21 protein-coding genes and 1 pseudogene are annotated in these 20,145 nt (G+C 59.0%); 21 read left to right on the forward strand and 1 reads right to left on the reverse strand.

Annotation, left to right across the window (positions count from 1 at the left end):
• Positions 1-92: 92 nt before the first annotated feature.
• On the reverse strand, positions 93-722 hold the full coding sequence (locus tag KH389_RS17595; protein ID WP_213605935.1) for a TetR/AcrR family transcriptional regulator: 630 nt from the start codon (positions 720-722) through the stop codon (positions 93-95).
• Between the two features lie 1,497 nt (positions 723-2,219).
• On the opposite strand from KH389_RS17595, the gene KH389_RS17600 reads away from it, so the two are divergent.
• The 21 genes and pseudogenes from KH389_RS17600 (at position 2,220) to KH389_RS17700 (ending at position 20,139) form a co-directional block, all read left to right on the forward strand.
• Positions 2,220-2,969: a hypothetical protein gene (locus KH389_RS17600; protein ID WP_213605936.1), complete on the forward strand. Its 750-nt coding sequence runs from the start codon at positions 2,220-2,222 to the stop codon at positions 2,967-2,969.
• Between the two features lie 117 nt (positions 2,970-3,086).
• Positions 3,087-3,320 carry an AlpA family transcriptional regulator gene (locus KH389_RS17605; protein WP_213605937.1) on the forward strand — a complete coding sequence of 78 codons (234 nt, stop codon included), beginning with the start codon at positions 3,087-3,089 and terminating at the stop codon, positions 3,318-3,320.
• A gap of 2 nt (positions 3,321-3,322) precedes the next feature.
• Positions 3,323-4,165 carry a ParA family protein gene (locus tag KH389_RS17610; protein WP_213605938.1) on the forward strand — a complete coding sequence of 281 codons (843 nt, stop codon included), beginning with the start codon at positions 3,323-3,325 and terminating at the stop codon, positions 4,163-4,165.
• Positions 4,165-5,511 (forward strand): replicative DNA helicase, encoded by a 1,347-nt coding sequence (gene dnaB, locus KH389_RS17615; protein WP_213605939.1) that lies wholly within the window; start codon positions 4,165-4,167, stop codon positions 5,509-5,511. The genes KH389_RS17610 and dnaB overlap by 1 nt, the downstream gene beginning before the upstream one ends.
• Positions 5,511-5,726: a hypothetical protein gene (locus KH389_RS17620; protein WP_150743743.1), complete on the forward strand. Its 216-nt coding sequence runs from the start codon at positions 5,511-5,513 to the stop codon at positions 5,724-5,726. Before dnaB ends, KH389_RS17620 begins: the two co-directional genes overlap by 1 nt.
• A gap of 10 nt (positions 5,727-5,736) precedes the next feature.
• Entirely contained in the window at positions 5,737-7,356 is a 1,620-nt protein-coding gene (locus KH389_RS17625; protein WP_213605940.1) for a ParB family protein, read from the forward strand.
• Positions 7,353-7,901 carry a DUF2857 domain-containing protein gene (locus tag KH389_RS17630; protein ID WP_213605941.1) on the forward strand — a complete coding sequence of 183 codons (549 nt, stop codon included), beginning with the start codon at positions 7,353-7,355 and terminating at the stop codon, positions 7,899-7,901. Before KH389_RS17625 ends, KH389_RS17630 begins: the two co-directional genes overlap by 4 nt.
• Positions 7,898-9,124 carry an STY4528 family pathogenicity island replication protein gene (locus KH389_RS17635; RefSeq protein WP_213605942.1) on the forward strand — a complete coding sequence of 409 codons (1,227 nt, stop codon included), beginning with the start codon at positions 7,898-7,900 and terminating at the stop codon, positions 9,122-9,124. The genes KH389_RS17630 and KH389_RS17635 overlap by 4 nt, the downstream gene beginning before the upstream one ends.
• 252 nt (positions 9,125-9,376) lie before the next feature.
• Positions 9,377-10,132 carry a PFL_4669 family integrating conjugative element protein gene (locus KH389_RS17640; protein WP_213605943.1) on the forward strand — a complete coding sequence of 252 codons (756 nt, stop codon included), beginning with the start codon at positions 9,377-9,379 and terminating at the stop codon, positions 10,130-10,132.
• On the forward strand, positions 10,129-10,644 hold the full coding sequence (locus tag KH389_RS17645) for a DUF3158 family protein (protein ID WP_244988650.1): 516 nt from the start codon (positions 10,129-10,131) through the stop codon (positions 10,642-10,644). Before KH389_RS17640 ends, KH389_RS17645 begins: the two co-directional genes overlap by 4 nt.
• On the forward strand, positions 10,641-11,108 hold the full coding sequence (locus tag KH389_RS17650; RefSeq protein ID WP_213605944.1) for a single-stranded DNA-binding protein: 468 nt from the start codon (positions 10,641-10,643) through the stop codon (positions 11,106-11,108). The genes KH389_RS17645 and KH389_RS17650 overlap by 4 nt, the downstream gene beginning before the upstream one ends.
• A gap of 162 nt (positions 11,109-11,270) precedes the next feature.
• On the forward strand, positions 11,271-13,238 hold the full coding sequence (locus tag KH389_RS17655) for a DNA topoisomerase III (RefSeq protein WP_213605945.1): 1,968 nt from the start codon (positions 11,271-11,273) through the stop codon (positions 13,236-13,238).
• A 963-nt stretch (positions 13,239-14,201) separates the two neighbouring features.
• Positions 14,202-14,933, forward strand: coding sequence for a CPBP family intramembrane glutamic endopeptidase (locus KH389_RS17660; protein WP_213605946.1), 732 nt, complete (start codon positions 14,202-14,204; stop codon positions 14,931-14,933).
• A 567-nt stretch (positions 14,934-15,500) separates the two neighbouring features.
• Positions 15,501-16,044, forward strand: a pseudogene (locus KH389_RS17665) (STY4534 family ICE replication protein).
• 70 nt (positions 16,045-16,114) lie between these two features.
• Positions 16,115-16,372: a hypothetical protein gene (locus tag KH389_RS17670; protein WP_213605947.1), complete on the forward strand. Its 258-nt coding sequence runs from the start codon at positions 16,115-16,117 to the stop codon at positions 16,370-16,372.
• A 97-nt stretch (positions 16,373-16,469) separates the two neighbouring features.
• Entirely contained in the window at positions 16,470-16,964 is a 495-nt protein-coding gene (radC, locus tag KH389_RS17675; protein ID WP_213605948.1) for a RadC family protein, read from the forward strand.
• A gap of 196 nt (positions 16,965-17,160) precedes the next feature.
• A complete protein-coding gene (pilL2, locus tag KH389_RS17680) occupies positions 17,161-17,700 on the forward strand; it encodes a PFGI-1 class ICE element type IV pilus protein PilL2 (protein WP_213605949.1) in 540 nt (179 codons plus the stop codon).
• Positions 17,697-18,368: a chemotaxis protein gene (locus KH389_RS17685; protein ID WP_213605950.1), complete on the forward strand. Its 672-nt coding sequence runs from the start codon at positions 17,697-17,699 to the stop codon at positions 18,366-18,368. Before pilL2 ends, KH389_RS17685 begins: the two co-directional genes overlap by 4 nt.
• Before the next feature lie 9 nt (positions 18,369-18,377).
• Positions 18,378-19,097 (forward strand): TIGR03759 family integrating conjugative element protein, encoded by a 720-nt coding sequence (locus KH389_RS17690; protein WP_213605951.1) that lies wholly within the window; start codon positions 18,378-18,380, stop codon positions 19,095-19,097.
• Complete coding sequence (locus KH389_RS17695; protein ID WP_213605952.1) at positions 19,079-19,627, forward strand: lysozyme family protein; 549 nt, start codon at positions 19,079-19,081, stop codon at positions 19,625-19,627. Before KH389_RS17690 ends, KH389_RS17695 begins: the two co-directional genes overlap by 19 nt.
• Complete coding sequence (locus KH389_RS17700) at positions 19,624-20,139, forward strand: integrating conjugative element protein (RefSeq protein ID WP_213605953.1); 516 nt, start codon at positions 19,624-19,626, stop codon at positions 20,137-20,139. Before KH389_RS17695 ends, KH389_RS17700 begins: the two co-directional genes overlap by 4 nt.
• The last annotated feature ends 6 nt before the right edge of the window (positions 20,140-20,145 follow it).

Raw genomic sequence — 20,145 nt, forward strand, 5'->3', positions numbered from 1 at the left:
TAGCTGGAACGTCAGCTTCTGAGACGCAGAGGCTGACCCGCATTCAAAAGATCACTGCTGGTGTTTGCTCCCCCTTTTTATCATTCAAAGTATTAAGCTCTAATTTCAGACACAGAGGTTGGGGTCTTCAACCCCGGGAGCAGCATCTCGCAGAAAAAATCGGAGATTGCCTCCGGTGAACGACGGCCACCAGGTTTAATCCACAGATAGCTGTAGTGGTGAATTCCGAGGATTCCTTTGATAGCTAAGGAGTCCGCTGTGACGAATGCACCCTCCTCAACGCCCGATTTCAGTATTGCCGACCAGATTTGCTCGTACTGGCGGTGAAGGTCAAGCAGCTCTATTTTGCGCTCGCCAATCACTGAATAGACTTCCCGAAAACAAACAGTCATTTCAGCAAGATGATCGACGATTGCGCGCATGACTACCGATGAGAAACGCCTAAACTTCTCCTCTGCGGGGAGGTCGGATTCAATCAAAGGAACGCCTTCCGCGATTAGCACCCTGAGGTAACGACTCGTGATTTCGAACAGCAGCTCCTCTTTACTACCTATATGGTGGTAAAGCGCTCCTCGACCAAATCCAGTTGCTTTTTCAAGCTCGGCCATTCCGGTCGCATGGTAGCCTCGGGTGGAAAACAGCTCCGCCGCTATACGCAGAATGCGCTCTTTAGTGCCACCTTTGGCAATGGGCGACTGGCCAGCCGCTTCAGCCTTTGCCATGCGTTCCCTTCCTTCTGGTACAAATCTTTTTCACTCGTGACCTATTCAGCAGGCAAGACACTGAGGCCAGCTGTACAGAATCAAATGCTGGTACGACCAGCGTCTCGACCGTCGGTACACAATTTATATCACAAGAGACGTGTTTTTGATCATTAGGAATGCCTCGGCCAGAGGAAGCAGCCTCAGCGCCTAGAACGTATTTAAAAAGCTAGATACCCCATATGGCATAGAGGTAATTGGTTTCGGTTCCTTGGTTAACACTCCTCGACAGGCCAACACTCGACCCGGCCACCAGCCGATTTTCCGCGTCTGGCGCCTGAAGCAGCAGATTTTTGGCCAATGCTTGTCACCAGTTATAGTAGGCGTTTAAGCATCAAACCCAATCCGAGCACTATGGAAGAAAAGGCTGCAACGAGTGGAACGCAGCCAACGGATGCGTACGACTATTGGGCTGTACCAACCCCTTCCGTGAAAACAGGCTTTTGTTCCCAGCGACGTCTGCACTACAAAGATCATGGCTGCATCACGGTCCCGCGTTGCGAGGCTAACCGTCAACCGTGATGTTCAAATGCGGGAAAAAACCCACCGAGATCCCTTGGCGTACCGCCAATAAGTGCTTCTCAGGCTGCGGAAGGCAATGAGGTTTGAGAATCTTGGTTTCTCACACCTGTTAATTCACCCACCAGAACGATCAATGGCAGTGCTGTGCAGGTGTAATTACATGGCGTGTATCGCGGTACAAAATCGTCAGGCGCGCAGTCATTTCGACTCTAGTCCATTGCCGAGCCGCCATTCGCCAAAGGGCGCGCCGGTGTCTACATAACGCATGGCAGTGTGTACGTCACGCCAGCCGACATATTACGATTCATCGGCGGTAGCAGTTGCAGATCACGCTATCGAGGGTATTCAAGTTTAGCGAAAACGTTATCTGGAGGCGGGAATCGAAAGGTTGAGCGATTTGCCGCGTAGCGACCAACCTTAAAACTGGAACTCGAAAATCAACGAAATTCTGTATCCTCTAGGTGAAGAATGGCCAGGTCTGGGCCGACCTCAACTATCGCCTGAAGACGTTCAAAATTAGAAACAATCCTCACTTCGCCAACAAAGTATCGATGTGGTCTGGCTCTATGTGAACAGACGCGTTCCCCGGCATCCATTTTACCAATTCATTACAACGCCTGAAGCGATCGATCCTATGAACCGCGGCTAATGGATTGAACTCAGCCTGAAACCGGCTATCGTCTCAATGGATGCCATGCATCGACAGGTTAATAATCTGCTTTCCCGGACCCGATTGGGCACGCAGAGACCTGCTGTGAGAACCAAGGAATTACGTTGGATGAAGCTTAACGCCAACCACGTAGGGACGTAGACAAATGGAATGGCCTCACCGAATCTAAAATCCGCTTAAGCAACCACTGCCAGCATTTCCCCGCAGTGGGCGATGCAGGATGTTCCACGGAAGGCGGATCCATAGAAATGGAGGTCCATCCGTACATGCACGCCGACAATTTCAATCCGCTGGCTAAAACCTTCTATCGACCCATCGATGCCGTGTTGCGATGGTGCGATCTCATGCAATACGAGGCCGAAATCGTACAAGCTGGCGAGCATTGTCCGCATAGGCTCGGGGCCTTATTCCCCCAATGGCCCTGCCTTCAGGCCAATCTTGAGAGATTGTACGATGCGATACGCAACGCGGAGTTGCCCTATGGTCACTTCGGTGTTTCCGTGCCGCTGGGAACCCCTTGGGACCCTGTTGCGTTAACAGTCCGCCATTCTGACTTGCGCCTCTGGATGCAACGTTACTATCCCGATCAACGACCGGCGTTTCTGTTCGAGTCCGTCAATGACACCCATGAATACATCAGCCCAGCGGCTTACCTTTCCATTCAGGCTGAGCGCGACGCCCTCGTGCAAGAACGCAATACGTTGCAACGCCAACTGCGTAACGTTGAGGCTGACCTCCAAGCACTGGGACTGGAACAGCAAAGCCTTACCGCGTTAGTGAAGTCGCAGGGACAACTCAGCGAGCGCAGCGAAAACACCTACCTGCAGATCATTGGCGCTCTGAACTACACCGTATTGGACAAATCCCCGGCCGGCAACCCCCTGTCCGTGTTCAATAGCCAAGCCGCGATCGTCGATGCCATCACCGCGCGCTTTGCAGACGTTCCCTGCCTCAGCAAACGAACGCTGGATGCAAAATTCGCCGCAGCCAATCGCATCCTCAAAAAAGCCACGTGAGCCAACCAGCATTGCACTGCAATGCCCGCCATTGCAGTGCAATGACGCCCCCGCCTTTCTGCTCTTCAATTCAGGTCACATCCCATCACGCGCCAAGTGGCGCCAGGAGTGACCAGCATGTCCAGTTCATCCACCCCGCTCGCTGACAACCCTCTCCCACCGGCCGAACGCCACATCATGCGTCGCGATGAAGTGGAGCGCAAAACCGGGTTTAAACGGGCACACATCTACAACCTGATGAAGGAGGGCCGCTTTCCCCAAGCCAAACGCATTGGCCTGCGCGCCGTCGGCTGGGATTCGCTGGAGATCGAGCGCTGGATAACCGAACGCCTGACACCGCAGGCGCACTGACCATGCGCGTGGTGTCGGTAATCTCTACAAAAGGGGGGGTGGGCAAGACCACGGTGACCGCCAATCTTGGCGGCTTCCTGGCTGATGCCGGCCTACGCGTGCTATTGCTGGACCTGGACAGCCAGCCCACGCTGTCCAGTTATTTCCCGCTGGACCTGGTCGCACCGGCGGGCGCTTACGAACTGATCGCGCTCAACTTGACCGATCCCCTCCAGATCATTTCCCGCACACAGTTGGCTAACCTGGACCTGATTCTCTCCAACGACCATCAGGGGCAACTCAATACGCTGTTGCTGCATGCGCCGGATGGCCGCTTGCGTCTGCGCCACTTGCTGGATAGGTTTTGCGATCAGTATGACCTGCTGCTGATTGATACCCAGGGCGCGCGGAGCGTGTTGTTGGAAATGGCGGTCCTTGCCTCTGACTTGGCGCTCTCCCCGATCAACCCGGAAATGCTTGCAGCCCGCGAGCTGAATCGCGGCACACTGAAACTCCTCGGTGACCTGGAGCCTTTTCGCCACCTTGGGATTGCCGTACCGCCGTTGCGCCTGCTGTTGAACCAGGTGGACGTGGTCCGGCTGGATGCGCGGATGATCGTGGGCGGATTGCGCGACAGCTTCCCCGTCGTCGGTTCAATTGCCGTGCTGAACACCGTCATTCCCAATCGGGTCGCCTACGTGAATGCCGCCTCACTGGGCCTGCCAGTTCACCGGGTCGAAACGCACCGTCCGAGCAGGCGACGCTCGCCCTCAGCCCTGACAACCCTGCAAGCCCTGGCCAGCGAACTGTTCCCCGAATGGCAGGCCGCCATCTCAAACGTTGGCCTCAGTGCGGAGAAACCGTGATGAGCATCGCCAACCTTACGCCTCCCTACTCACTCGAAGCCGAGCAAGGCGTTCTCGGTGGACTGATGCTGGACAACAGCACCTGGGATTTACTGGCCGACCGGCTGATCGCCGAGGACTTTTTTCGCGCCGAGCACCGGGCGATTTTCAAGGCTATCGCGGTCCTAGCGCAGCAGGATAAGCCTTTTGACGTGGTGACCCTATTTGAACAACTCACCGACCAGCCGGAACTGGGTGGGCTCGCCTATTTGGGTGAACTGGCCAAGAACACGCCGTCAGTGGCCAATATCAAGACCTACGCCGAGATTGTTCGCGAACGGGCCCACCTGCGCCGGCTGATCCAGCTCGGGTTTGCTTGCAGCCGCGAAGCCGCTGAACCACAAGCCAGCAGCCAACGGGTCCAGGAACTGTTCGAGCAACGGCTGTTCGCACTGGGCCAGGCGCAACAACGGCAAGAGTTCATTGATCTGAATCACTGCCTATTGGAGGTGATCGAGGAGATCGACCAGCATTTTAACAGTGGCGAGATCACCACCGGCGTTCCCAGCGGACTGCTCGAGTTGGACCTCAAGACCGCCGGCTTTCAGCCGGCCGACCTGGTGGTGGTCGCCGCACGCCCGTCGATGGGTAAAACCAGTTTGGTGCTGAACTTTGTCGAAAGCGCCCTCACTGCTCGCCCCTGCACTTCGGTGCAGATCTACAGCCTGGAAATGCCGGCACGGGCACTGGTGTATCGGCTATTGGCTATTTTGGGTCAGCTCTCGCTGACCAATCTTATGAAGGGCCAATTGAGCGACGACGATTGGCCACGCCTGACCGCCGCGGCGGCCAAACTGCAGAGCTTCGGGGAGCGCTTGATCATCGACGACAGCCCGGCCCTGACCTGCATGGCGTTGCGCTCCCGTGCCCGTCGTGCGGCGCGCCGCTTTGGTGCTCCCGCCTTGGTGATGGTCGATTACCTGCAACTGATGCGAGCCCCGGGGCGCGAGACCCGCAATCTGGAAATCGCCGAAATCTCCGCGGGACTCAAGGCGCTGGCCAAGGAGCTGAACTGTCCGGTCATTGCTCTCTCCCAACTCAACCGCTCTCTGGAACAACGCAGCAACAAGCGCCCGGTACTGGCTGATCTGCGTGAATCCGGCGCCATCGAGCAGGATGCCGACCTGATCTTGTTCGTCTATCGCGATGAGGTGTACCACCCCGAGAGCGTCGATCGCGGCACCGCCGAACTGATCATCGGTAAGCACCGTAATGGTCCGACCGGTTTTCTGCGGGTCCTGTTCATGGCCGAGCAAACCCGCTTTTCCTCCCTGCATGCCAACAGCGCTTGGCAAGGAGCCTCCTGATGTCTAACAACCTTTCACACACCTGCCTACCGACTCGGCGTCCGCTGCCGGGTGTTCTGGACGAAAAATACTGCACCGTGGTGTTTCGTCTGCAAGGCGGTCGCCCGTCTATGAGTGAGTTTCTGTTCGAATTGTCCCAGCACGTTGAAAAGTCGGAGACAGTCGACATTGTCCGTTTTCAAGTCGGTGATTCCATAGGTCACCCACACGCATGAGGCTTGCCGAATGAAAACGCCTACTCAGGAAGACATCACCGGCAAGCTGCTAGCCGGAAACTTCGGGCACCACCTTGAAGTACATCAGGTCGCCGACCCTATTGTCGACACACCCATGTTGGTGACCCTGGAGCAGCTGCGGCCGTATGAGCACAACCCGCGTTTTCTCCGTAATCCACTGTACGACGACCTCAAGGCTTCGATCCGCGAACGCGGTTTGGATCAGCCGCCACCGATCACCCGCCGACCTGGCGAAGCCTCCTTCATCATCCGCAATGGTGGTAATACCCGTCTGGCGATTCTCGGCGAGCTGTGGCAAGAAACCCGTGATGAACGTTTCTTCCGCATTCACTGCCTGTTCAAACCCTGGACCCATGAAATCAGCGCCCTGCTCGGCCACCTGGCCGAAAGTGATCTGCACGGTCAGCTCACCTTCATCGAACGGGCGCTGGCAGTCGCCAAACTCAAGGCCATGTTTGAACAGGACGGCCCCTCGCTGCCCCAACGCGAGCTGGCCACCCGCCTGGCCGCCGGCGGTTATCCGATTTCGCAGGCGCACCTCAGCCGGATGCTCGGCACCCTGGAGCACCTGCTGCCGGCCATTCCGCAAGTGCTCTATGCCGGCTTGGGAAAGCCCCAGGTCGAGCGTTTGATTAGCCTACGCAACCAGGCCGAGCAGACCTGGAACCGCTACCCATCGACCGCCTATGCCTTCAACGAGTTCTGGCTCGACACCTTGGCCAGTTTCGATACCGAGCCAGAGAGCTTTGATGTCGAGCGCGTTCAGGATGAATTGCTTGAACGAATGAGCCAATTACTCGGGCAGTCCTATCGCATGTTGGCGTTGGAGCTGAGCGCCAACCAAAGCCCCCAGCCGCAACCAGGCATCGTGGTCAGCCCATTGCCCGAACTCGCTCAACCTCCGAGCCCGACCGAGTCAGCTCCAGCCGCAGTCGAGACTGGATCCGCGCCCTCTGACGCTCAGGTCCCAGCACGCGACATCGCCGTAGCGCCCGCTATGCACAGCGATGAACCGAGTGCGTCGACACCGCCCCCTCCTTCACGGGTACAGCACATCCGCGAATTGATCGCCCGCGAGACCATGAGCGAGTCACTGTCAGTCGTTGAGGGAGCTGCCATCGTCTCCACTCTGACCCAGGCGGATGGATGTAATTCGCTGGACGGTCTCTGGCCCATCGAGCCTGCGCACGACACCCCCGAGCAGCTGCGCTCCGCCATTTTCAAGCTGGCAAAGAGCCTGGCCAGTTACGCCGGACAGGCTGACCGCGTGGTCGAGCAGAGCGACGGGCTCGGTTATGCCTTGCAAATAGAGCCGCTCGGCTTGAGTGCACCCCGAGCCACCGGCATTCAGCTGCTGCTGACCGCTCTATTGCGCGCGCATGACGAGGTCCCGTGGGAGGACCGTCAACAACTGCCCGCGGCCCTATTCGGCCAGCTGCTGCTTGGTGTTTACCAGGTCCCGTTGAATGATCGCCCCGCCGTAAACGTGGGCTTGGAGCGGCTTCCGGATGAGCAGCTGCTCCAGCTCTTTCGTCTTACTCGCCTGGCCCGACGCCTGATCGAGCAGATGCTTGAGCCCTCATTAGCCCCTCCGGAGGCACTGTCATGAGCCTGTCCTTCAACCTGCTCAATCAGGCCATGCTGACCCAAGTGCTGCATGAACTGCGGCAGGGCAACCTGCAGCGCTGCAAGGCATTAGGCTTGGGCGAAGACGACCTGACTCTGCTGCAATCCTTACCGCCCACCACCTTGTCGCGCCTGGCCCATGCCAGTGTGTCCTGGGTCGAAATACGCATTGACTCACCGGTGCTGCGGCGCCTGATTGAGCAAGCTGATCGCGATGAACAGAACGAACGGCTGATCAATCGAGCCCTCAAACTCGGTGCCAGCAGCACCATCATGTACCAGTGCTTCGGTTTGGCCCATTCGGAAACCGCCCTGCGCCGACGCCTGCTGAAGATCGAAACCCGTAAGGGTCGTCCTCATCACCTGAGCGAAGCACAAGAACATGCGTTGTGGCGGCGCTGGTGCCAATTGCGTGAGCAGGAAGGCAGCGAGGATCAACTCGACGCCATGATGATGCTGGCCGAGGAGCAACAGATCAGCTTGGTAATGGTCTGGCAGCAAATCGCCCAGCACAACACTCAGCCGTGAATGCGATGACGACCTGCCGCTGGCAACGGGTGCTGCAACAGTGCGCCAGACAGTTAGAAAAGCAGTGGCCTGCCCGTCCAGCGTCCCCGAAACCGTCCGTCTGCGGCTTGCAGGTCGGCTTTCTGTACAGCGGCCAATCCCTCGATGCCGTGCCCCGTCGCCTGCTGCTGGACAGTCGCTTGACGCCGCTCGAGCGCAACGCCTGGCAGGTGTTTCGTTTGTTATTGGACGGCCAGGGCTTGGCCACCCCCCGCTACCAAGATTTGCAACCTTACTTGTCGACCGTCCCGTATGGCCCTGCGGCCTCTCGCGAGACCATCGCCCGTGTGCTTACCGTGCTCCGTCTCACCCGCTGGCTCAGCCTGGTGGCGCGTGGACGTCACCCCATCACGGGGCGTCTGCAGGGCTCGCTGTATGTGTTGCACGATGAGCCACTGACCCCAGCTGAAGCCATGGAACTGGATCCTGACTATTTAGAGCTGGTCGGGCATGGCCTCGGTCATGCTGCAAAGAACGTCCGCATCGTTGCGCAACATGTTCTGGAGGAGGTTCAGCGGGATACCGATATTGATCAGCGCCGGCTGCCCACCCGGCTGGATATCTTGGGTGAACGCTTGGCAGAGCACACCTTGGAGACACCCGTGCTCGAAGCCACCCTGCACGAATCCGAACTGGGTGAAATCGCCGCCGTTCGGATTCGTGCAGCCCCCCGTTCGGAGTCCGAACCCGGTCTAAAACGCAGCATTCACGGCAGCGTTCGGAATCCGAACGCCGCCTGTACTGTATTAAAAGCATGTATTAGTACTGTACAGCACGTGAGCTCCGGTATGGAAAAGCCGAGTTTGCAGTGGCCCGCTGCATTGCATCTGCGCCCAGAGGAGCAACAGGCTGTGGGCATTGCGCTGAACAAACTTGAGCCCTGTGCTCGCCAGGCGGTGCTGAATGAGGCGGGGGCTCGCTGCGCGGCCGGTGGCATCCGCAAACCCACTGCGTATCTGATGGGTCTGATCCAGCGTGCGCTGCGCGGTGAATTCCATCCTTGGGCCGGGCAGGCCGCAGCATCACCCGGCGTCAGCTCAGGCCCAACTGCACCACCACCACCACCACCACCACCACCACCACCACCACCATCCAGAAAACCGGGCGAGCCGCTATCACCCTTGGTGCAAGCTTGCCTGAATGAGTTGCGCAAACTCCCCACGAAACACCCTGGCAGTCAGTAGATTTGATGCCAGTGGCATCAAATCTACTGACTGCCAGCCTCTTTCACTCGAGGAAAGCAACCGCCTCAGGACCCACAGCTCTCCGGACTGGTCGTAGACCTCAGTGGATTTGATGCCACTGGCATCAAGTCCACTCCGATCTGCAACACACCTCCCTCCTTGGCAAACCGAACAGACAGCGTTCAGCTTTTGGGCTGCCCTTGCACGTCTCCGCAGCAATGCTCTCGCCCAAGCACCTGCGAGGACAACACCGTGGCCGATCATTATCAACTCAATCTGGGCTCGTTGCGCAGCAGCATCACCCTGACCCTGCACACCCACCACGCCGCGCGTATCTGGCAAGGGCGGACGGCCCGCGAAGGCGTTCACCCGATCATGGGCATGGCCGGTTATATCAGCGTCACCAACCTGATCAAACAAACCTCGGCCCAAGACGATCCCTACGCCGATTGGGCCATGTTGCAACTCGAAGAAAAACTGCTGCAGGCCAAGGTTGGGATGCTGCAACTGACCCAGCAACTGGATCGGGTCAAGCAGGACCTGCCAACCCAGATCGATATGGGTGACAACCTCAATATCCACCCGGTGACCTTGCCGTTGTACATCGGCAGTCAGTTGGGCTTTCTCGCGGTGTACCTGCTAACCGACTACGACACCTTGGTGCGCCGGACTTTACTGGCCCATCACACCGCGCTGATCGGTCGTGTCGACCTGGAAGCCTGGATCGACGACGGTGCCCATCTGCTGCGCAGCCTGTTCGGCCTCGCGCAACGCTTTCGGCATGCCGGCGTCACCCGAGATGACATGGCGGCGAACAACGCCCGTGCCCATGAGGCCATTGACAAGTTCGGCCTGCCGCCGCAGGACATCCTTGAAGGCCTGCGGCGCTCGCAGTTTGCACCGCCGATCATACGCGGCGGAGTTGTGCCCATGGCGGATACTGAAGCGCTTATAGGTAACGCGGTAGATCCGCCAGCGATCCTGCCTGAGCCGGAGGATGAAGCATGACCCCCAACCCGGCGCAATTTATGCCCCTCGACGTGCTGACACCGGACGCCTATCGACAGCTCGAACACGCTGCCTCCCTAAAAGGCCTTTTAAAACCCTTTAAGGGTAAGGGGGAGCTGGAACACCTGGCGCAGGTGGCGAGGGATATCGAGGCGCAGTTAGGCCGGTTGATGGAAGCCGTCATGCAGCAGACCGGACGACCGCCTTACTCACTGCTGGAAATGCGTCTGGTGCGGCAGAACACCGGTGCCGGCAGCACCTTTCTACGCTGGCGCACCCGTGACTTCGTCCGCATGGGCGTTGCGGTCTGGGAGCAGCAAATGGCCAACCCAGCCCTGCCGCCCGCCGTGCGCGACGGGCTGCACCGATTCGAATGCGAACGCATTGCCCTGAACCTGCAGATGAGCGTGGTGCATTCGCTGTTTCGCCAGGCCAGCACCTGCGCGATCAAGATGGCCAGCGCCGAGCAGGTGCTGCGCCAGTTCACCATCGCAGTGGAGGTATCACCATGAGTACGTTTTTCGTCGGCGAAGGCAACATCGGCAGTGCGCCAGAGTTCCAGGAGTTCACTTCCGGCCAGGATGAGCCGCGCCGTTTGCTCCGGCTAAATGTGTATTTCGACAACCCCGTGCCCCGCGAGGGCAACTATGAAGACCGCGGCGGGTACTGGGCGCCGGTGGAGCTCTGGCACCGCGAGGCCGAACACTGGAGCACGCTGTACCAGAAAGGCATGCGCATCCTGGTCGAGGGTCGCACAGTCAAGGACGAGTGGGAGGACAGCGAAGACAACGCGAGGGTGACCTTCAAGATCGAAGCCCGTCGCGTCGGCATCCTGCCACACCGCGTGCACAATGTGGTCATGCGCGAGCGCGTCAGTGAACCGGCTGCACCTGGGAAACGCGTCGAGCACGGTACAGCCCGGGCCAACAGCCAAGGTGCTTCAGCAACCGCAAAATCCAGGAAGCGCAAGGCGTAATCGACCAACAATTGGAGGGCGACCAACCTGTGCGCATGGAGGTCGCCCTGTGATGCTTGGCTTCCTGCATGACTAATGTGAGGAATCTGGCATTCAGCTTTCTCCTAGCCCGCCCCGGCTGTTTCCCCTGACGCTGCTCTGGACCCCAACCGGAGCAGTGTTATGCGCCTTTTCCTCTGTGAAAAACCCTCTCAAGGTCGAGACATCGCCAAAGTACTGGGCGCCACCCGGCGCGGAGAGGGTTGCCTAATTGGCAGTGATGCCACCGTCACCTGGTGCATCGGCCACCTGCTCGAGGCCGCCCCGCCCGAAGCCTATGGCGAGCAGTACAAGTCCTGGTCGCTGGATCAGTTACCGATCATTCCCAGGCAGTGGAAGGTCGAGGTCAAACCCAAGACTGCCGCACAGTTCAAGGTCATCCAACGCCTGCTCAATGAAGCCTCCAGCGTGGTTATCGCGACAGACGCCGACCGTGAAGGAGAGATGATTGCCCGCGAGTTACTGGAGCTCTGCCACTATCGAGGCCCCCTGCAGCGCCTCTGGCTGTCAGCGCTCAACGAGGCGTCGATTCGCAAAGCCCTGGCCGCGCTGCAGTCTGGTGAGGAAACCTTCTCGCTCTACCACGCAGCCCTCGCCCGCAGCCACGCCGATTGGCTGATCGGCATGAATTTGAGTCGGCTGTTCACCCTTCTCGGCCGGCGCGCGGGCTACGACGGGGTGCTGTCAGTGGGCCGGGTACAAACCCCGACCTTACGTCTGGTGGTCGACCGGGATCGTGCGATCGCCAGTTTTGTCCCGGTGCCTTATTGGGACGTGGAGGTGCGCCTCTCCTCGATGGGGCAGCGTTTCAGCGCGTCCTGGGTACCGCCCAACTCAGAACGGGATGACGCAGGCAGGTGCCTGCAACAGGCACTGGCCCGTCAGGCGGTTCGAGCGATCACTGACGGCAAGACCGCCACGGTGCTCTCGATGCACACCGAGCATAGCCGCGAAGCACCACCCCTGCCCTTCGATCTGAGTACGCTGCAGGAAGTCTGCTCGCACAAGCTGGGGCTCGGTGTTCAGGAAGTCCTGAATATCGCCCAGGCCCTGTATGAAACCCACAAGGCCACCACCTACCCGCGCAGTGATTGCCGCTTTTTGCCGGAGAACATGTTCGACGATGTACCCACGGTTCTCGACGCCCTGCTCACCACCGATCCTGCGTTGCAGACCGAACTCGGCAGACTCGATCGCTCGTTGCGCTCACGGGCCTGGAACGATGCCAAGGTCACCGCGCACCATGGCATCATTCCCACCAACGAGCCGGCGAACCTGGCGCGGATGTCCGAAGCAGAGCGCCAAGTCTACGAGCTGATCCGTAGCCATTACCTGGCGCAATTTCTGCCCCATCATGAATTTGATCGGACCCAGGTCGAATTGCAGTGCGGCGGCCACCGGCTATCCGCGGTAGGCAAACAGATCCTGGTCCTCGGCTGGAAAGGCTTGCTCGACGACAGCGCCGAAGACGATGCGCCCCGCCAAAAGTCCCAGGTATTGCCCGCCTTACAACAGGGCACCCCGTGCCCCGTGAGCGACGTCGAACTCAAGGCCCTGCGCACCACCGCCCCCAAGCCCCTCACCGAGGGTGATCTGATCAAGGCGATGAAAAACGTGGCCAAGTTGGTCAACGCCCCCCGCCTGAAACAGAAACTACGGGACACCACCGGCATCGGCACCGAAGCCACACGCGCCAGCATCATCAAGGGCTTGATCGACCGTGGGTATTTGCTGAAGAACAAACGCGCCCTAAAGGCTTCGGCAGCGGCCCACACCCTGATCGAGGCGGTACCGGCTGCGGTCGCCGATCCGGGAATGACCGCGATCTGGGAACAGGCGCTGGACGAAATCGAAGCCGGACGCCTGAGCCTCGAAGCGTTCGTTGCCAAGCAGGCGAATTGGATGGCGCAGTTGATCGAACACTGTGGGGCGCTCACCTTGGCGATGCCAGTCAAAGCCGGTCCGGCTTGCCCGGTTTGCAACGACACGATGCAGCAGCGTAAGGGCAAGGCAGGACTGTTCTGGTCGTGCTCCCAGTACCCGGCATGCAAGGGGACTTTGCCCCTCAAAAAAGACAAGCCTCGCCAATGATGCGTCGTCCAGACATCAGGATGGATCTTGAGGGAATCGTGGAGTAATTGATCGGACCGCTCAGCAATACCTCGGCGTTGAGCGAAGACTTGACGCTGTCGCGCCGTCTCTGCTGTAGTAGCTTCGGTGCATCGCCCATGGCGACCCAAGACCGATTAGCTCCGGGTAGCTCGGTCGGACTCTCAGAGTTCGGAGCCCTCTTCTCAGTGGAATCATGTTCCCACTTCGTGCTCGACCTGATCGTGGTGGCGGATGACCACTGTTGCCTCTGCCAGGCAATAGCGGTCATCCGCTGCGACGCTCGTATTCAGCCCCGGCGCCCACCGGGGAAACACTGGGCACCCTTTGTGCGCGGATGCGTGCCAGCAGGTCCCGACCCAGGCCACGACAAGGGTCGGTTGGCGAATCATGACGCAGTAAAAACAAGCTTTGCGAGGCGCTGTTCGACTGCGCAAGACCGTCAAAGGTGGCTGTTCTCTTCCACGCCTGGCCCCCGCCAGGCCCCCCTCTTCACTTTGTGATATTGCATCCCACTGATCAGGTAATTGCCGTGGTACTGACCAAAGTTTGCATCTGGTTTGATCACTGCACGCCGAAGAGGCGACCGGTAGAGAACGGCCAAAAGCTGTCCGTCGGAACGCTTTGCCCGTCAACTTGTTACTCCGGTGCCAGCGCCATCAACAATACCTTCCCCGAGCTGGCGTTGCGCACATAGGCCCATGTATCGCACTCTCCTCTTTCAAAATATATTGCAATGGATAGCATCGGGGGAATAAGGATGTTCGGCACACTTTTCAAACGCATCTACAAAAGCCAGAGTACTTCGCAGGTTTCTCTTATGGCATCAGCGGCCTACGGGAGCGAGTCAATAAGTTTCCCCGATGCGGTGGCCAATGATCCGGTCACACTGTTAGCCTTTAATGAGCTGGCTCAGCATGTGTGTCAAGCCTCGCGGGCAACCAAATGATCGCAGAAGGATTTTCGCTGCTTATCGACTATGGAATTTACCTGCTTCCTGGTATTACCCTCTGTGCCCTCTGGTTCTGTCTGACACCGAAGACACAGCCAGGTTTGCGCATAGTTATCCTGCTGCTTGGCTTCGTACTGATGCGCGATGTGATGACCCCGCTGCGCTTTTGGTTCCTGAGTGGCGACGTTCAGATCGGCTTTATTTCGAATCCGTTTGTCTTGGCCCCGCTGGGTGTCCTGTCGCTGGCAATTGTCGCCGCGCTGGCAAGAATCGCTCCAGAACTCTGGGAACTCATCTCCTGGAGTAAAGGCAATCGGGCTGTCGGACTCACTCTGGGCATCGCCGCCGGATGTGCGATCGGCGTTCCATTGCGGCTTTATCAAGGAATCGATACAGGCCAGATCGCGGGTTATTGGCCATGGTTGCTGAGCGTGGTCGTGCTGGCTTATGGCGGTAATGCATTAGAAGAGGTGCTGTTTCGCGGCTTCCTGCAAGGTCACCTCGAACACCACACCTCTGCGCTGAGAGCAGCCTTAGTCAGCGCTGTCGCCTTTGCAGCCTGCCATTCTTTCCTGGCGCTAAGCGTCACCCGGATTGGCTGGCCAATTTCATTGTTCACTCTGGTTGAGGGTCTGGCCTGTTCTTTCGTTCGCACGCGCTATGGCGTGAACGCCGCCATAGCCGCACACGGGACTGCAATATTACTCATTGCCACGCCCATGTGATTGATCCACTGGTATTAGCGCCGTCGACACTGCGCATAGCGCCTTTTCCCTCAGACTGGCGGTTCAGGGTCGTTCTCTGCCGGTCATGGTCACGAAGCGTGCTGCTCAAGGCTGGTCAAGTAAATGCAATGACGCACATTTTTTCATTCCCCTGATTGCCACTGTATTCCAGGTGTAGAAAATCAAACTCCAGCGCCTTGACGCACGCCATTGCCGGACCTATAGAAAGGGTGTGGTTCGCTGTCGTTGACAGCCCAGCCCAGGTAGCCAAAACCTTCAAGGCTACGCCACGTTCGTGGTGGTTGACCCAAGTGCGATTAGCGTTCGGAAGCTCGCACGGTTACCGCTTCAGCGGTGATGAATGCCCACTCCCCCCAGGTCCTCGGACTTTTCCCGCGGACGCTCTTCTGCCGTACCGCTATTCCCCAGCTGCAGCGTCCTGCTCGTCATCGGCTTGCAGATGGAGAGTCGTTCATTGCTGACTTTTATCTTACCCACCCTGACGGGGCTCACTTCCCCGTCCCGGGAGTGTGTGTCGCCGTTTCCCCATGAAACAGGAGAACCATCATGGCCCACGCCAACCAACCCCAAGAAGCCACGACCTACTTCAATCTGCACACCGTCGGTATCGGCTACCTCAACCGTGTTCGTGAAGTACAAGTCCGCCGCGGTCAGCCGTTCATGGCCTGCGATATCGCCGCCCTACACGGTGCCACCGATGCGGTGGAATACACCCGCTTCGATTGCAAGGTCGCCGGCGGCGAAGCTGAACGCTTGATTCGTCTTTATATGGACGCCGTCAAAGCCGAGAGAAAGGTTTTGCTGTCGTTTCGTATCGGTGATCTGTGGATCGATCCGTTTCTCTACGAGAAGGGTGAGAGACAGGGCCAGCCAGGCGCAAGCCTGAAAGGTCGTTTGCTCTTCATCGACTGGATCAAGGTCAACGGCTCGCTCGAGTACAAAGCGCCCGCCCGGCAGGAAGCAACAGCCCCTGCTGAGCAAACGCCAAATCATGAATCCTCTCCAACGTCGGCGGATGCCGAAGCGGAGGCACAACCCTACTCCACACACCGCGGGCCGTGACGCTACCCACACTGTCCAGTCCATCTGAACAGTCCGAGATGTTCCTCACCAAGGCGCTCCGTCGAGCGCCTGTCTTCATTCAGCACAGGAGAACCGCCATGGAATCCTTCTGGCTTTGCGACAACTGTCTGTCCGCTGCCGCTTATGAGGACTACAGCGCGTTATCTCTCTACTACACACCGGATGAAGTCGAGAAACGCCTCGCTGCTATCCAACCTGGACTGATGCACTTGATGCCCATCAGCGCTGATTTCGACGCCGAGGCCGGCTGGGGAATCAAAGCTTTTTCCTCATTGCCCTGTGAGGGTTGTGGTTCGCCCCAATCGGGTCAACGCCACCAATTCACTCGGCTGTAAGCGACGCAACATCGCCGGACACCCGCGACTTCATACCCACCTGGGGAGACCACTCCCCTGGAGTGTGCCCCCTGATGATCCCATCGGAGGTACCACCATGGGCACTCAACTCATGCTGATTGAACACTCGGATCGCAAGGCCGATCGTATCGCCCAAGAAAACCGGGTGATCGACGAAGCCCTGCTTATTCTGGATCGTCGGCTGTTCTCCCGCGGCCCCGACCTGGTCTCGCCGGACGTCGTGGCAGCCTATCTAAAACTGCACCTTGCGCAACAAGAGCATGAAGTGTTCGGGGTGATTTTTCTCGATGCCAAGCACCGGGTACTCGCGTTCGAAATCCTGTTTTACGGCAGCATTGACGGCGCCAGCGTTTACCCGCGACAGGTCGTTAAGCGATCCCTGGCTCATAACGCGGGCGCTGTCATTATGGTTCACAACCACCCCTCAGGTTGTACCGAGCCCAGCCAGGCCGATCGCCTGCTGACGGCACGGCTGAAGGAAACCCTGGCCTTGGTCGACGTGCGTGTACTGGACCATTTCATCGTGGGTAAAGGCCGTCCACTTTCCTTGGCCGAATATGGCTGGCTTTAACCCTTACAGGCGCCTTCGGGCGCCTTGTTCATTTCATCCTGGAGAAGCCCACCCACCAAGCCCAAAATCTGATGGTGATGAGTCACGACGTGAAGTCGTGTGGCTTTAAACGACCCGCCCTGAGTCAACTTTCTCACGGAATCCTCCCTTCTTCTTATGTCAGGCTCTGCACTGAATCTGACATAAGGAACTTTCTATGGGCCACTATTTCACGCCTGTCTGCCTGCTGGGGATGCTGAGCGCCTGCACCGCACAAGCCCCCAACACCTCACCACACCAGCCACTGATCGACAGCGATTCCAATCGAGTCCAACTCTCGATAGGGACTACCGAAGGCAGTCAGCCAGAGCTTCGATCCGGCCGCTATACGCTGGTCAGTATCGAGCCGACCACGGAGCAGCAGGACCTTCTCGCGCAAATTATCGAAGTCACCATTCCCTCTAACCTGAGCCCATCGGTGCAAGACGCCCTGCACCACGTACTACAACGTTCGGGCTACTCGCTCTGCCCGGCCAGCCCAGCGGTGCAGGTGCTCTTTACCCGCCCCTTGCCTGCAGCGCACTACCGGCTTGGCCCAATCACCTTGCGTAACGCGCTTCAGGTACTGGCCGGTCCGGCCTGGCCACTCACGGTCGATGAAGTCAATCGCTCGGTCTGCTTCACCCAACAAACAACCGATCGTCCCGCCCCGCCGCTGACGACTGTGTTGTCCAACTCAGCAGAGGCGCGCCCATGAAAGCTTCGACCTTTCAAACCGTCATCGTGGGAGGCCTGTGCCTGGCGATCGCCGGCCTGAGCGGTGAGTTATATAACCAGTACCAGCGTCTGGACGAGCTGCAGAGTACGACCACCCAACGCCTGAAAACCCTAGATACCCTGCGACACGATTTAAGTGCCCTGCAGGACACACAGGAAAAACTGCAGTTCGCGTTGAACGACTTGAAGCGAGCGGTTGATACCGGTGAGCAACAAGCTAATACCCTCGATCCCCTGTTGGATCAGTGGGCGCAAGAGATCCAAGAACTGCGCGATGGGCTGGCAGCCCGCGCCACCGCAGCTGACATGACGGCACTGCGTGCACGCCTAGAACGGGTCGAACAGCAACACCAGGAGCTCAAGGCTCAGCCGTCAGTCCCGCCATTAACACCATCGGCGGCCAAACCGAAAAAGACCGCTCGCCCCCATCCTGTCTCACTCTCGCCACCGTTCTCGGTGCTGGCTGTCGAGTCCCGCGCCGGCGAGCGCTTTCTGGCCACCGCGCCGCAGGGCAGTCGCTCGCTCGCGGATATCCGGCTGCTGCATAACGGCGAGCAGATCGGCGCCTGGCGCTTGAAAGCGCTGGAAGCGAGATCCGCCCTCTTCGCGGTAACGGATCAACCGGATCAAACCGTGCCACTGCCGTGAGGAGCGATCATGAACAGAACGCTGCTGCCCGCCATCGTCTGCCTCGTTTCGCTGCTTGCCAGTGGTCTTGCACTGGCTGATCCCAACACGACCCAGTCATTGATTCAAGCCACGCCGTCGACTCCTTTGGAACGGTCCCGAACCGCGCAAGCGGCAAACTGGGGCCTGACCGAGCAGGAGTGGTCGCGCTTCGAGCACATCCAAGCGGGGCCACGCAGCATCTGGAGCCCGAACCTCGATCCGTTGACCGCACTCGGGATCGAAGCTGAGACCGACCAGGCACGTCAGCACTATGCCGAATTGCAAGTCACGCTGGAGGCCAAACGGGCCGAACGTGAACTGGCTTACCAAAACGCCTACACCGCCGCGTGGGCCAAGCTGTTTCCTGGACTGTTGCCCATCCAGGGCATGGCGTCCCCGTCCCCGACCAGCTCACCGGTCGCCCCCCGCCCAGCCTTGTTTGTGGAAGACCAATGCCCCGCGTGTACCGCCGAAGCGCAGCGCCTGCAAAGCGCTGACGTAGCATTCGATCTCTACTTAGTGGGCAGCCAAGGTGAGGATGAGCACGTGCGCACCTGGGCTCGGCAAGCCGGCATTGACCCGGCTCGGGTGCAACGTCGGCAGATCACCTTGAACCATGACCGTGGTCACTGGTTCAGCCTCGGCGCGCCAGGGCCATTGCCCGTCACGTTCCAACAGGTGAATGGGCAATGGCAACGCTTCGACTGAGTAGCCTGGTACTCATGCTGATGACGCTGGAGACTCAGGCCGCCGAGCTGCCGCCACCCGCCTACCAACTGGCGGCACAGGGCGCCGACATCCCTTCGACGGTGCTGTTCGCCATTGCCTTGCAAGAGAGTGGCATTCGCGTCCGGGGTCGACTGTTGCCCTGGCCCTGGACCCTGAATATAGCCGGAAGCCCTTATCGTTTCGCCACCCGCCAAGCGGCATGCCAGGCCTTGTTCCAGGCGCTCGCCCAGCATGACGCGAAGCGGATTGATGTCGGTCTCGGGCAAACCAATCTGGGCTATCAGGGACACCATTTCTCCAGCCCCTGCGAAGCCCTCGACCCCTACCGCAATCTCGCCGTGACCGCCGCCCTGCTGCGTGAGCATCACGCCGTCACCGGGGATTGGGTGTTGGCGGCCGGGCGCTATCACCGCCCGGCGGGCGGTGCACCGGCTGCGCGCTACCGCGCGGGCTTTTCCCGGCAACTCGAACGACTGCTGATTTCCCTCAACGAGGTCACTCCACCATGAAGCGCATCCCCCTCATCTGTTATTGCATCCTGCTTTGGGCATCTTTCGCCCAGGCGGAATTGACCGTGGTCGGAAATTCGCCTGACGACGTCACCCTGCCCTATTTACACATGACGGGAGCTCAGATGAGTGACCGAGCTCAGCCTGATCGGGCCATGCATGCCGACTTGTCCACGGTTACCGATGAGGCTTGGATCCTGCCAGTCCGCAGCTCCCAATTGAGTCCTGGCCCGATCACGCCACGAGCCCTGAACATGCCTGGCCTACAACCCTTCTTCCTGGTGGGCGGCGATCCTCAGTCGCTGACCTGGCTGCGTCAACACGCCGTTGGCTTGCGCGAAATGGGCGCGGCTGGCCTGGCCGTCGAAGTCGCCGATACCGAAAGTTTGACCCGGATTCGAGCCGCGGCGCCGGGTCTCACCATCCTTCCGGTGAACGGAAACGAAATCGCCATCCGCTTGAAGATCGAGCACTACCCCGTCTTGATCAGCGCCAGCGCATTGGAACAGTGAGCCCAG

The sequence above is a fragment of the Pseudomonas qingdaonensis genome (genome assembly GCF_018398475.1).
GTDB classification, from domain to species: Bacteria; Pseudomonadota; Gammaproteobacteria; order Pseudomonadales; family Pseudomonadaceae; genus Aquipseudomonas; species Aquipseudomonas palmensis.

Bases quoted from the DNA above. Each gene is read 5' to 3' on its own strand.
- KH389_RS17595 (WP_213605935.1), bottom strand. From the start codon at position 722: ATGGCAAAGGCTGAAGCGGCTGGCCAGTCGCCCATTGCCAAAGGTGGC.
- KH389_RS17600 (WP_213605936.1), top strand. From the start codon at position 2,220: ATGCACGCCGACAATTTCAATCCGCTGGCTAAAACCTTCTATCGACCC.
- KH389_RS17605 (WP_213605937.1), top strand. From the start codon at position 3,087: ATGTCCAGTTCATCCACCCCGCTCGCTGACAACCCTCTCCCACCGGCC.
- KH389_RS17610 (WP_213605938.1), top strand. From the start codon at position 3,323: ATGCGCGTGGTGTCGGTAATCTCTACAAAAGGGGGGGTGGGCAAGACC.
- dnaB (WP_213605939.1), top strand. From the start codon at position 4,165: ATGAGCATCGCCAACCTTACGCCTCCCTACTCACTCGAAGCCGAGCAA.
- KH389_RS17620 (WP_150743743.1), top strand. From the start codon at position 5,511: ATGTCTAACAACCTTTCACACACCTGCCTACCGACTCGGCGTCCGCTG.
- KH389_RS17625 (WP_213605940.1), top strand. From the start codon at position 5,737: ATGAAAACGCCTACTCAGGAAGACATCACCGGCAAGCTGCTAGCCGGA.
- KH389_RS17630 (WP_213605941.1), top strand. From the start codon at position 7,353: ATGAGCCTGTCCTTCAACCTGCTCAATCAGGCCATGCTGACCCAAGTG.
- KH389_RS17645 (WP_244988650.1), top strand. From the start codon at position 10,129: ATGACCCCCAACCCGGCGCAATTTATGCCCCTCGACGTGCTGACACCG.
- KH389_RS17650 (WP_213605944.1), top strand. From the start codon at position 10,641: ATGAGTACGTTTTTCGTCGGCGAAGGCAACATCGGCAGTGCGCCAGAG.
- KH389_RS17655 (WP_213605945.1), top strand. From the start codon at position 11,271: ATGCGCCTTTTCCTCTGTGAAAAACCCTCTCAAGGTCGAGACATCGCC.
- KH389_RS17660 (WP_213605946.1), top strand. From the start codon at position 14,202: ATGATCGCAGAAGGATTTTCGCTGCTTATCGACTATGGAATTTACCTG.
- KH389_RS17670 (WP_213605947.1), top strand. From the start codon at position 16,115: ATGGAATCCTTCTGGCTTTGCGACAACTGTCTGTCCGCTGCCGCTTAT.
- radC (WP_213605948.1), top strand. From the start codon at position 16,470: ATGGGCACTCAACTCATGCTGATTGAACACTCGGATCGCAAGGCCGAT.
- pilL2 (WP_213605949.1), top strand. From the start codon at position 17,161: ATGGGCCACTATTTCACGCCTGTCTGCCTGCTGGGGATGCTGAGCGCC.
- KH389_RS17685 (WP_213605950.1), top strand. From the start codon at position 17,697: ATGAAAGCTTCGACCTTTCAAACCGTCATCGTGGGAGGCCTGTGCCTG.
- KH389_RS17690 (WP_213605951.1), top strand. From the start codon at position 18,378: ATGAACAGAACGCTGCTGCCCGCCATCGTCTGCCTCGTTTCGCTGCTT.
- KH389_RS17695 (WP_213605952.1), top strand. From the start codon at position 19,079: ATGGCAACGCTTCGACTGAGTAGCCTGGTACTCATGCTGATGACGCTG.
- KH389_RS17700 (WP_213605953.1), top strand. From the start codon at position 19,624: ATGAAGCGCATCCCCCTCATCTGTTATTGCATCCTGCTTTGGGCATCT.